This window comes from Anaerobiospirillum sp. NML120449 (genome assembly GCF_023051105.1).
In the GTDB taxonomy this organism is placed as follows: Bacteria; Pseudomonadota; Gammaproteobacteria; order Enterobacterales; family Succinivibrionaceae; genus Anaerobiospirillum.
On sequence record NZ_JALKIL010000031.1, the window covers coordinates 42,681 to 53,796 of the forward strand.

Genomic DNA, 11,116 nt, shown 5'->3' on the forward strand with positions numbered 1-11,116 from the left:
CTCAGGGAAAGCCTGCCGGTGAGCAGTGACAGGCAGCCTGCCTTTGATGGGGCCATGCTGGCTCTTAGTATCTTCACACTGCAGTGTTCATCGATTTAACAAAGGGCGGGCATCATAGTTGGCCGTACTGGCATGAGAAGACCTTTTTCTGAGCTCCCCATGACCGCGAGCTGGTACGTTCTTGCGCGTCATGGCGTGCCCATGCATACTCTTTTGAGGGAGTGATGTCCATGCCCTGCTGGGGCTTTCATGGAGGTCAGCCCTATATTGAGCATAAGGCGCAGGCTTTATGATCTGTCAGGAAAGAAAGTCTGTACAATAGGTCAACTGCTTTATGGCGGTAGCAGCCGTCAGACTGTGGTATCAAGGTTTTCTATGCTGAGGTATTAATGGGTCGATTTTCGCTTTTCTTCCTGCTGTGGTTTGCCCTTGAGATTTATCTCTTTGTGCTGCTTGGCCAGACCATTGGTTTTCTGCTGACCATTTTCCTGCTGTTCTTCATCAGCTTTGCAGGTATGTCTGTAGCCAAGTCCATGATGACCTCCGATCTGCGCAAGATGCAAAGATTTACTGAAGTTATCTTGAAGAGTATGGAGGGCGCCCCGGTTGACCTAAATGAGGATGGTGAAAAGATCCTGTCCATGGAACCTCATGAGCGTGAGAACTACATGATGTCGCTCAAAAAGCGCATCATGTTCTCTCAGATTATGATGCTCATGTACCTCATTCCTGGTTTTGCAACCGATGCTGTGGCCATTGTGCTGATGCTGGTTAACATCAAGGGCAGCCTGTTTCAGAAGGATCTCTTTTCCTCGCCTGTGTTTGACAAGGCTAATATCTTCAAGAGCCGCAACCAGGAGTACGAAGACTTCATCAAAAAGTACGGCAAAAGTACCCGTGATCTGGAAAAAGAGGCTCAGGAGCGTGCCCGTGCTGAGCAGGGCAATATTCCAAGAGAAAATCCTGATGCCGGCAAGGCCACCATCAGTGAAATGAAAGCCCGTTTTCAGGCTGAAAAAGAGATTAAGGACGCCAAGTTTGAGGAAATTGTCGAAGACGACAGCCCCAGCAAATAGCAGTCCGCTCTCAGGGCCGTTATAAGGCCCGGCAACAACAACCAGAAGGCGCTTACTACCCTTATGGGCAGTAGGCGTCTTCATTTTGGGCACGACTCAAACTGCAGGGCAGCTCAAACTGCAGGGCAGCTCACATGCCTGCCTGCAGCCCTCCCCGGCAGCTGTCCCGAGTTATCCCTGATTTGCCTGTACCTGAACGGGCACTCAGGGAAACTGGCCTTGTCTTTGCCATCTGGCCCAGAGTCGGACCCAACCAGTCCATTTGGAGCCTGCACGAGCTTCTTAATGGTCATACTGCCCCTGCAGTGCCGGGCATTGAGCTGCAATGCCGCTGCAGCAGGAGCGCAAGTCAGGTTTCGTACAGTTAATTAGACACTAAAGGTTCAGGGTACAGCTGACAGCTTTTCCTTGAGACAGGCTGAAAGCGGCCCGATACGTGGTCCTGCCCAGTGCAGGGTTCGCCCTGAGCATGGGGTACGTTATGCAGCCAGACAGTGCTGACGTCCCATGCCGGGTTCTTTTCTTTGAGGTTATTTTCATGTCCCAGGCTAAGTACTACATTCTGCTTCTGGTTGTATGCCTGATTTGGGGCGCAACACCGGCCTTTGGCAAGTTTGCCGTAGAGTCTTTCTCGCCATTGATGATCACAGGAACCCGCTTCCTGCTGATGGCCATTCCTCTTTTTGCTGTCATGCTGATTTTGCGTGATACCAAGGGCCTCAAACCGGGAAAAGAAGTGCTTATGATTACCTTTGCGCTGGGCTTTATGGGCGTACTCGTCCATAACGGTCTGCTCTTTCTGGGTCTAAAGCACACCACTGCAACCAATACCGCACTTATCGAAAGTATCGGTCCTACCGCTACTACACTGCTGGCTTTCTTCTTCCTTGGTGAGCGCCTCAACCGTTATGGCTGGCTGGGCATTATGGTATCCTGCTTTGGCGCCATGTGCATTATCTCCAAGGGTTCGATAGACGTTATCCTCAACCTGTCATTTAACATTGGCGATATCTACATTGTTATCTGCGAGGTAGCCTGGTCTGCCTACTGTGTAATGGGCCGCAATATCTCCAACAAGGTAAGTAGCATTGCCATTACTGCATGGTCAGGTCTGTTTGGCTCAATGCTGTGCTATCTGACCGGTCTGATTACCTGCACCCTTGAGGTCTATACCGTTACCTCCGAGGCTATCTGGGGCTTTGCCTATCTGGTTATTTTCTCCGGTCTGCTGGCCTTTATCGGCTGGAATTACGCCGTGGGCAAGGTAGGCGCTTCCAAGGCAGGTGTATTTATTTACCTGGTGCCTCTTACTGGTGGCATCCTGGGCGTTACCATCCTGGGTGAGGAGATTCTGCCAGCTCAGATTCTCGGTGCTGCTTTCATCATTGGCGGCGTAGTAGTTACCGTCAAATCCAAGATGGTAATGCGTGTACAGGAGAAGACTCCTGAGCAGATTGAGCTTGAGTCCGAGGTCAACCTGTTAAAGCGCTTCCCAGAGCTTGCCGAAGAGCACAACAACGCCCTCGTCGAAAAGGGCGTCATCACCCACGAACAGAACACTTTCCGCCGCAACGAAGACGGCAGCTCCAAGGCTGACACTGCTTCAGCAGCGCCAGCCGACGCAGCCCCGGCCGCAAACCAAGTCGCTGCAGCTGACAGCGCCGCAGCAGCCCAAGCACCAGCCGCCGCTCCTGCTCCAGCCAATGCGGCTGCGCAGACAGCAGCTGAGCCGGCCACTGCCACAGCGACTGACGGCGCAGATGCCACGCCACATCAGCCGCTCAAGAGCTGAGTTAAGTGACAGCGGCATAAACTCGTGCCTTACACCAAAAGAAAAAGCACCCCGGCGGGTGCTTTTTCTTTTTGTAGACTTGAAGCTTGAGCTCCAGGAGAGAGAGGCTGAGCGCTGTCCAAAAGATCAGGAGCAGCAGGGAACCAGAGCCATTGAGCGACCTGCGGGACTTTCCAGGGAGTGAAAATGGCAGAAAAAAAATATCAGCTTGAATATTTGCAGTCTCTGGCACCTTTGTAAAGCACTTACGGGTACTTTCAGTCTGTACTGAGCAATGGCCTGAAACAGAGCTTTTGACCGCATTACGTGAACTTTGCAAACCTGTAATGCATGGTCCAGCGGTCAGCCACATATTGTTCAAATCACCACATTGCCTGGTATTTACTTGCGGCACAAATGGCATTTTTATGCGGCGCAGTGAATTTTGTTCAAAAAAGATGTGACCTGACCTTGAAAAGCGTTTTTGCGGCCCCATTTTAGTAAATGTTCAAGAATACAGATTGATTTGCCTGAGGGGCCGTTTGAGCCGGTCCTTAACAATATGTACTCCGTGAAGGCGCAACAGAGAGCTGCAAAAGCAGCTTTCTTACCGGACAGAGTCGAATTGCTCCTCACAAGTCAGTCTGGATTTGGCCGGCACAGAAGCCGGCAGACAAGTTTGGATTTGCGTAACTCTGCAAAAGCAGAATGGGACGCGCATTATTGAAGGCAAAAAAATGAAGTTAGTTCCTTTATACGACCGTGTAATCGTCAAGCCTTTCGAGGTTGAGACCAAGTCTGAAGGCGGCATCTTATTAGGCTCCGCCGCTGTGAAGTCCACTCGTGGCAAGGTACTTGCCGTTGGCAATGGCCGCATCCTGGACAATGGCCAGACCGCTCCTTTAAGCGTTAAGGTTGGTGATGTAGTTGTTTACAACGAAGGCTACGGCACCAAGAAAGAGCGCCTGGACGGTGAAGAGGTATTCATCCTCTCCGAGAGCGACATTTTAGCTATTGTTAACGAATAAGATTTGATTACATACAGGATTTAAGAAAATGGCTGCTAAAGACGTATTTTTTGGCAATGATGCTCGTTCCCAGATGTTAGAGGGTGTTAACACCCTGGCCAACGCTGTTAAGGTTACCCTCGGTCCTAAGGGCCGTAACGTAGTTCTGGACAAGGCCTATGGCGCTCCATTAATCACCAAGGACGGTGTTACCGTTGCCAAGGAGATTGAGCTCGAGGGCAAATTCCAGAACATGGGTGCTCAGATGGTTAAGGAAGTTGCTTCCAAGGCCAATGACGCTGCCGGTGACGGTACCACCACTGCTACCGTTTTAGCTCAGGCTATCGTTACTGAGGGCTTAAAGGCCGTTGCTGCCGGTATGAATCCAATGGATTTAAAGCGCGGTATCGACAAGGCTGTTACTGCTGCTGTTGAAGAGTTAAAGACCTTATCCACCGAGTGCAAGGACAGCAAGTCCATCGCTCAGGTAGGTACCATCTCCGCCAACTCCGACACCACCGTAGGCAACCTGATTGCTGAGGCCATGGAGAAGGTAGGCCGTGACGGCGTTATCACCGTTGAAGATGGTCAGGGTCTTGAGGATCAGTTAGACCTCGTAGAGGGCATGCAGTTTGACCGTGGCTACCTCTCCCCATACTTCATCAATAAGGCTGATACCGGCACTGTTGAGCTGGAGAACCCATACATCCTGCTGTGTGACAAGAAGATCTCCAACATTCGTGACATCCTCCCAATCCTCGAGGGTGTTGCCAAGGCTGGCAAGTCCCTGCTGTTAATCGCTGAGGACGTAGAGTCTGAGGCTCTGGCTACCCTGGTAGTAAACAACATGCGCGGTATCGTTAAGGTAGCCGCCGTCAAGTCCCCAGGCTTCGGTGACCGTCGTAAGGCCATGTTACAGGATATCGCTATCTTAACCGGCGGTACCGTAATCTCTGCCGATCTGGGCATGGAGCTCGAGAAGGCCACATTAAATGACCTGGGTGTTGCCAAGCGCGTTGTTATCACCAAGGATGACACCACCATCATCGACGGTTCTGGCAAGGCTGAGGACATCTCTGACCGCGTTGAGCAGATCCGCAAGCAGATCGCTGAGTCTTCCTCCGAGTACGATCGTGAGAAGCTTCAGGAGCGTGTTGCCAAGCTCGCTGGCGGCGTAGCCGTTATCAAGGTTGGTGCTGCTACCGAAGTTGAGATGAAGGAGAAGAAGGCCCGCGTTGAGGACGCCATGCACGCTACCCGCGCTGCCGTTGAGGAAGGTGTTGTTCCTGGCGGTGGTGTTGCTCTGGTTCGTGTTGCTGCTGCCATTGCTGACAAGGTTGCCGGTGACAACGAGGATCAGAAGGTTGGTATCAAGGTTGCCCTGCGCGCCATGGAAGCCCCATTACGTCAGATCGTTGCCAACGCTGGTGAAGAGCCATCTGTTGTTGCCAACAACGTACGTACCGGCTCCGGCAACTACGGCTACAACGCTGCTACCGATGTATACGGCGACATGATCGAGATGGGTATTCTTGACCCAGCCAAGGTAACCCGTTCTGCTCTGCAGTACGCTGCCTCCATCGCCGGCTTAATGATCACCACCGAGTGCATGATTGCCGACACCCCTAAGAAGGATGACGCTCCAATGGCCGGTGGCATGGGCGGCATGGGTGGTATGGGCGGCATGGGCGGCATGATGTAATTTGCCCCACGCTCAACACCTTGAGTCCCGGTCAGAGCCCCGTGCTCTGACCTGAAAAAGGGCCAGATTCTGAGACAAACTCAGAGTCTGGCCTTTTTGTTTGTCGGATAACCGTACGATACACAATTACGAGTATATGCCAGCAGGGACACAGTCAAATAAACCTGACAAATGCCGCATAAACAATTTACAAAATATTTAGTAATGAATACAGCCAGATTCATGAATGATGCTGAACATTAGCAAACCAGCGCATAGTAATGAAAACAAACATATTTACATCATGTAATATGTATTTACATTCTGTTTATATTGCTGAGCTATGCAGTGTATCTATAGTGGCTTGATAATTTCATATAAAGCGCCTTTTAATGCGGGCTCCAGAGGGGATGGACAAGATAGGGTGCAAGACGTTTCTGATAAGGGTAATCACAGGCATTGTCATTCAATCCTGTTAGATAAATGATTTTATAAAGTGTGATGATCGTCAACTGATCTCACTAAGGATACTGTTATGAGCCATATTCAACGGGAAACGTCTTGCTCGAGGCCGCGATTAAATTCCAACCTGGATGCTGATTTATATGGGTATAGATGGGCTCGCGATAATGTCGGGCAATCAGGTGCGACAATCTATCGATTGTATGGGAAGCCCAATGCGCCAGAGTTGTTTCTGAAACATGGCAAAGGTAGCGTTGCCAATGATGTTACAGATGAGATGGTCAGACTAAACTGGCTGACGGCATTTATGCCTCTTCCGACCATCAAGCATTTTATCCGTACTCCTGATGATGCATGGTTACTCACCACTGCGATCCCCGGGAAAACAGCATTCCAGGTATTAGAAGAATATCCTGATTCAGGTGAAAATATTGTTGATGCGCTGGCAGTGTTCCTGCGCCGGTTGCATTCGATTCCTGTTTGTAATTGTCCTTTTAACAGCGATCGCGTATTTCGTCTCGCTCAGGCGCAATCACGAATGAATAACGGTTTGGTTGATGCTAGTGATTTTGATGACGAGCGTAATGGCTGGCCTGTTGAACAAGTCTGGAAAGAAATGCATAAGCTTTTGCCATTCTCACCGGATTCAGTCGTCACTCATGGTGATTTCTCACTTGATAACCTTATTTTTGACGAGGGGAAATTAATAGGTTGTATTGATGTTGGACGAGTCGGAATCGCAGACCGATACCAGGATCTTGCCATCCTATGGAACTGCCTCGGTGAGTTTTCTCCTTCATTACAGAAACGGCTTTTTCAAAAATATGGTATTGATAATCCTGATATGAATAAATTGCAGTTTCATTTGATGCTCGATGAGTTTTTCTGATAGTTAGTCTTTGTAGAGACACAAACCTGAAATTCCGGACACCGCGCTTCAGGACATCTCCCTGGACGCCGATATCTGGCAGTATCCGGACGGTACTATCGAACGCCGGGCCAACGGTACTACCCTGCCCTTTATGACTGACGACCGGCTATCTCACCCACGCACTTCTCCCTGAAATTTAGCATCGTCGCGGTTAATGTCGAAAATTTGCCACCTGACGTGGTTGGCATCGAGGGTGAAAACTGCCGTGGCGGGCACTGTTGCAAATAGTCGGTGGTGATAAACTTATCATCCCCTTTTGCTGATGGAGCTGCACATGAACCCATTCAAAGGCCGGCATTTTCAGCGTGACATCATTCTGTGGGCCGTACGCTGGTACTGCAAATACGGCATCAGTTACCGTGAGCTGCAGGAGATGCTGGCTGAACGCGGAGTGAATGTCGATCACTCCACGATTTACCGCTGGGTTCAGCGTTATGCGCCTGAAATGGAAAAACGGCTGCGCTGGTACTGGCGTAACCCTTCCGATCTTTGCCCGTGGCACATGGATGAAACCTACGTGAAGGTCAATGGCCGCTGGGCGTATCTGTACCGGGCCGTCGACAGCCGGGGCCGCACTGTCGATTTTTATCTCTTTCAAAGGCCTTACATTTCAAAAACTCTGCTTACCAGGCGCATTTCGCCCAGGGGATCACCATAATAAAATGCTGAGGCCTGGCCTTTGCGTAGTGCACGCATCACCTCAATACCTTTGATGGTGGCGTAAGCCGTCTTCATGGATTTAAATCCCAGCGTGGCGCCGATTATCCGTTTCAGTTTGCCATGATCGCATTCAATCACGTTGTTCCGGTACTTAATCTGTCGGTGTTCAACGTCAGACGGGCACCGGCCTTCGCGTTTGAGCAGAGCAAGCGCGCGACCATAGGCGGGCGCTTTATCCGTGTTGATGAATCGCGGGATCTGCCACTTCTTCACGTTGTTGAGGATTTTACCCAGAAACCGGTATGCAGCTTTGCTGTTACGACGGGAGGAGAGATAAAAATCGACAGTGCGGCCCCGGCTGTCGACGGCCCGGTACAGATACGCCCAGCGGCCATTGACCTTCACGTAGGTTTCATCCATGTGCCACGGGCAAAGATCGGAAGGGTTACGCCAGTACCAGCGCAGCCGTTTTTCCATTTCAGGCGCATAACGCTGAACCCAGCGGTAAATCGTGGAGTGATCGACATTCACTCCGCGTTCAGCCAGCATCTCCTGCAGCTCACGGTAACTGATGCCGTATTTGCAGTACCAGCGTACGGCCCACAGAATGATGTCACGCTGAAAATGCCGGCCTTTGAATGGGTTCATGTGCAGCTCCATCAGCAAAAGGGGATGATAAGTTTATCACCACCGACTATTTGCAACAGTGCCTCTCGATAGGTATAGTGTTTTGCAGTTTAGAGGAGATATCGCGATGCATACGCGGAAGGCAATAACGGAGGCAATTCGAAAATTAGGAGTCCAAACCGGTGACCTGTTGATGGTGCATGCCTCACTTAAAGCGATTGGTCCGGTCGAAGGAGGAGCGGAGACGGTCGTTGCCGCGTTACGCTCCGCGGTTGGGCCGACTGGCACTGTGATGGGATACGCGTCGTGGGACCGATCACCCTACGAGGAGACTCTGAATGGCGCTCGGTTGGATGACAAAGCCCGCCGTACCTGGCCGCCGTTCGATCCCGCAACGGCCGGGACTTACCGTGGGTTCGGCCTGCTGAATCAATTTCTGGTTCAAGCCCCCGGCGCGCGGCGCAGCGCGCACCCCGATGCATCGATGGTCGCGGTTGGTCCGCTAGCTGAAACGCTGACGGAGCCTCACGAACTCGGTCACGCCTTGGGGGAAGGGTCGCCCGTCGAGCGGTTCGTCCGCCTTGGCGGGAAGGCCCTGCTGTTGGGTGCGCCGCTAAACTCCGTTACCGCATTGCACTACGCCGAGGCGGTTGCGGATATCCCCAACAAACGATGGGTGACGTATGAGATGCCGATGCTTGGAAGAAACGGTGAAGTCGCCTGGAAAACGGCATCAGAATACGATTCAAACGGCATTCTCGATTGCTTTGCTATCGAAGGAAAGCCGGATGCGGTCGAAACTATAGCAAATGCTTACGTGAAGCTCGGTCGCCATCGAGAAGGTGTCGTGGGCTTTGCTCAGTGCTACCTGTTCGACGCGCAGGACATCGTGACGTTCGGCGTCACCTATCTTGAGAAGCACTTCGGAGCCACTCCGATCGTGCCAGCACACGAAGCCGCCCAGCGCTCTTGCGAGCCTTCCGGTTAGAGGCCGTCGACAATGATAATCTGGATCAACGGACCTTTCGGCGCCGGAAAGACGACTCTCGCTGAGCGGCTGGGCGATCGGCGTCCGAAATCGCTGATCTTTGACCCTGAGGAAATCGGGTTCGTGGTGAAAGAAACGGTCCCCATACCAGCGAGCGGAGACTATCAGGATCTCCCCTTGTGGAGGGGACTTACGATCGCTGCGGTCAGCGAGATTCGCAGGAATTACTCGCAGGACATCATCATCCCAATGACGCTCGTGCACCCGGACTATCTGACTGAGATACTCGACGGGTTAAGGCAGATCGACGATCAGCTGCTGCACATCTTTCTGATGCTTAACGAGGACCTATTGCGTCACCGGATCTCGAACCAGACCATGCATCCTGACCCGAATCGGAATGCGGAGATTCGAGAGTGGCGATTAGCGAATGTCGCCCGATGCTTGGCCGCAAGGGAACGGCTTCCGTCCACAACCCGTGTTCTCGATAGTGGTGCACACACCAGCGATGAACTTGCAGCGATGGTGCTCGACAGACTCGATCAGCGCACCTGATCGCCTTAGAGCTGGCTCGGGAAATCTGCACAGCGGGGATAAGTGGAGTTTCTGCCTGACTTCGGCTTAGATGCCGGGAACAGGAGAGACCATGACGAGACGACCGCGCCGGAACCATAGCCCGGCTTTCAAGGCGAAGGTGGCACTTGCCGCCATCCGAGGTGAGCAGACGCTGGTGGAGTTGTCCCAGCAGTTCGATGTGCACGCCAACCAGATCAAGCAATGGAAAGACCAGCTCCTTGAGGGGGCGACAGGTGTGTTCGGCGATGAAACGAAAGCGGAGCCGTCGGGTCCGACCATCGATGTCAAAACGCTGCACGCGAAAATCGGCGAACTGACACTGGAGAACGATTTTTTATCCGGTGCGCTCGGCAAGGCGGGATTGCTGGGCGGAAAGAAATGATCGACCGCGAGCACAAGCTATCCGTCGTGCGCCAGGCGAAGCTTCTCGGCTTCAGCCGTGGCAGCGTCTACTATCTGCCTCGTCCGGTGTCTGACGGCGATCTGGCCCTTATGCGCCGGATTGACGAATTGCATCTCGACTACCCCTTTGCCGGAAGTCGGATGTTGCAAGGGCTCTTGAGAGGAGAAGGTCTGGAGACCGGGCGGCGACACGTCGCCACGCTGATGAAGAAGATGGGCATCAAGGCGATCTACCGCCGCCCGAACACCTCGAAACCAGCGCCAGGGCACATACGAAAGCTGGCAGTCACCCGGCCCAATCAGGTGTGGGCAATGGACCTGACCTACATCCCCATGGCGCGAGGATTTGTCTATCTGTGCGCCGTCGTGGACTGGTTCAGCCGGAAGGTCTTGTCATGGCGGTTGTCGATCACGATGGAAGCAGCCTTCTGCATCGAGGCGGTGGAGGAGGCACTTGCCCGTCATGGCAGGCCGGAAATCTTCAATACCGACCAGGGATCGCAGTTCACCTCCATCGACTTCACCGCCGTGCTGAAGAGGTCACAGATTGCCATCTCGATGGATGGCAAGGGTGCGTGGCGAGACAATGTCTTCGTCGAGCGGCTCTGGCGTTCGATCAAATACGAGGAAGTCTACCTCCATGCCTACAAGACTGTGTCCGAGGCACGCGCTGGCATCGCCCGATATCTGAACTTCTACAACACCAGACGCCCACATTGGCACTGTTGCAAAGTTAGCGATGAGGCAGCCTTTTGTCTTATTCAAAGGCCTTACATTTCAAAAACTCTGCTTACCAGGCGCATTTCGTCCAGGGGATCACCATAATAAAATGCTGAGGCCTGGCCTTTGCGTAGTGCACGCATCACCTCAATACCTTTGATGGTGGCGTAAGCCGTCTTCATGGATTTAAATCCCAGCGTGGCGCCGATTATCCG

Annotated in this window: 9 protein-coding genes and 3 pseudogenes; 9 read left to right on the plus strand and 3 right to left on the minus strand. The window is 52.4% G+C overall.

The features are described 5' to 3' along the window. Positions 1-389 precede the first annotated feature (389 nt). Positions 390-1,076 carry an FxsA family protein gene (locus MXE41_RS09220; RefSeq protein WP_247100287.1) on the plus strand — a complete coding sequence of 229 codons (687 nt, stop codon included), beginning with the start codon at positions 390-392 and terminating at the stop codon, positions 1,074-1,076. A gap of 538 nt (positions 1,077-1,614) precedes the next feature. Beyond that, positions 1,615-2,868, plus strand: a complete 1,254-nt coding sequence (locus MXE41_RS09225) for a DMT family transporter (protein WP_247100288.1) — start codon at positions 1,615-1,617, stop codon at positions 2,866-2,868. A 1-nt stretch (position 2,869) separates the two neighbouring features. On the opposite strand, the gene MXE41_RS09230 is transcribed toward MXE41_RS09225, so the two are convergent. After that, complete coding sequence (locus tag MXE41_RS09230; protein ID WP_247100289.1) at positions 2,870-3,343, minus strand: hypothetical protein; 474 nt, start codon at positions 3,341-3,343, stop codon at positions 2,870-2,872. 241 nt (positions 3,344-3,584) lie between these two features. On the opposite strand from MXE41_RS09230, the gene MXE41_RS09235 reads away from it, so the two are divergent. The 4 genes and pseudogenes from MXE41_RS09235 to MXE41_RS09250 form a co-directional block, all read left to right on the plus strand. Further along, positions 3,585-3,875 carry a co-chaperone GroES gene (locus MXE41_RS09235; protein ID WP_246977538.1) on the plus strand — a complete coding sequence of 97 codons (291 nt, stop codon included), beginning with the start codon at positions 3,585-3,587 and terminating at the stop codon, positions 3,873-3,875. A gap of 28 nt (positions 3,876-3,903) precedes the next feature. After that, on the plus strand, positions 3,904-5,556 hold the full coding sequence (gene groL, locus MXE41_RS09240) for a chaperonin GroEL (RefSeq protein WP_246977537.1): 1,653 nt from the start codon (positions 3,904-3,906) through the stop codon (positions 5,554-5,556). 514 nt (positions 5,557-6,070) lie between these two features. Then, positions 6,071-6,886 (plus strand): aminoglycoside O-phosphotransferase APH(3')-Ia, encoded by an 816-nt coding sequence (locus MXE41_RS09245; RefSeq protein ID WP_000018326.1) that lies wholly within the window; start codon positions 6,071-6,073, stop codon positions 6,884-6,886. Positions 6,887-7,202: 316 nt separating this feature from the next. Continuing rightward, a pseudogene (locus tag MXE41_RS09250) lies at positions 7,203-7,520 on the plus strand (IS6-like element IS26 family transposase); the annotation flags it as partial. Positions 7,521-7,531: 11 nt separating this feature from the next. Here the strand turns inward: MXE41_RS09250 and MXE41_RS09255 are convergent. Continuing rightward, the gene (locus tag MXE41_RS09255; protein WP_001067855.1) at positions 7,532-8,236 is read right to left on the minus strand and encodes an IS6-like element IS26 family transposase; all 705 of its coding nucleotides are present in this window, start codon (positions 8,234-8,236) and stop codon (positions 7,532-7,534) included. Between the two features lie 106 nt (positions 8,237-8,342). Here MXE41_RS09255 and aac(3)-IIe point away from each other — a divergent pair, with 106 nt between their 5' ends. From aac(3)-IIe to MXE41_RS09270, 3 genes and pseudogenes are all read left to right on the plus strand, one after another. After that, positions 8,343-9,203 carry an aminoglycoside N-acetyltransferase AAC(3)-IIe gene (gene aac(3)-IIe / locus MXE41_RS09260; protein WP_000557452.1) on the plus strand — a complete coding sequence of 287 codons (861 nt, stop codon included), beginning with the start codon at positions 8,343-8,345 and terminating at the stop codon, positions 9,201-9,203. Between the two features lie 12 nt (positions 9,204-9,215). Next, the gene (locus MXE41_RS09265; protein WP_247100290.1) at positions 9,216-9,758 is read left to right on the plus strand and encodes an AAA family ATPase; all 543 of its coding nucleotides are present in this window, start codon (positions 9,216-9,218) and stop codon (positions 9,756-9,758) included. A 91-nt stretch (positions 9,759-9,849) separates the two neighbouring features. Beyond that, a pseudogene (locus MXE41_RS09270) lies at positions 9,850-10,898 on the plus strand (IS3 family transposase); the annotation flags it as partial. 53 nt (positions 10,899-10,951) lie between these two features. Here MXE41_RS09270 and MXE41_RS09275 read toward each other — a convergent pair. Continuing rightward, positions 10,952-11,116 (minus strand): annotated as a pseudogene (locus MXE41_RS09275) (IS6 family transposase); the annotation flags it as partial.

What these genes read in the sequence shown, in the direction of transcription:
- MXE41_RS09230 (WP_247100289.1), bottom strand. Translation starts at nt 3,343, where the DNA reads ATGGGGCCGCAAAAACGCTTTTCAAGGTCAGGTCACATCTTTTTTGAA.
- MXE41_RS09245 (WP_000018326.1), top strand. Translation starts at nt 6,071, where the DNA reads ATGAGCCATATTCAACGGGAAACGTCTTGCTCGAGGCCGCGATTAAAT.
- MXE41_RS09235 (WP_246977538.1), top strand. Translation starts at nt 3,585, where the DNA reads ATGAAGTTAGTTCCTTTATACGACCGTGTAATCGTCAAGCCTTTCGAG.
- MXE41_RS09255 (WP_001067855.1), bottom strand. Translation starts at nt 8,236, where the DNA reads ATGAACCCATTCAAAGGCCGGCATTTTCAGCGTGACATCATTCTGTGG.
- MXE41_RS09225 (WP_247100288.1), top strand. Translation starts at nt 1,615, where the DNA reads ATGTCCCAGGCTAAGTACTACATTCTGCTTCTGGTTGTATGCCTGATT.
- MXE41_RS09265 (WP_247100290.1), top strand. Translation starts at nt 9,216, where the DNA reads ATGATAATCTGGATCAACGGACCTTTCGGCGCCGGAAAGACGACTCTC.
- MXE41_RS09220 (WP_247100287.1), top strand. Translation starts at nt 390, where the DNA reads ATGGGTCGATTTTCGCTTTTCTTCCTGCTGTGGTTTGCCCTTGAGATT.
- groL (WP_246977537.1), top strand. Translation starts at nt 3,904, where the DNA reads ATGGCTGCTAAAGACGTATTTTTTGGCAATGATGCTCGTTCCCAGATG.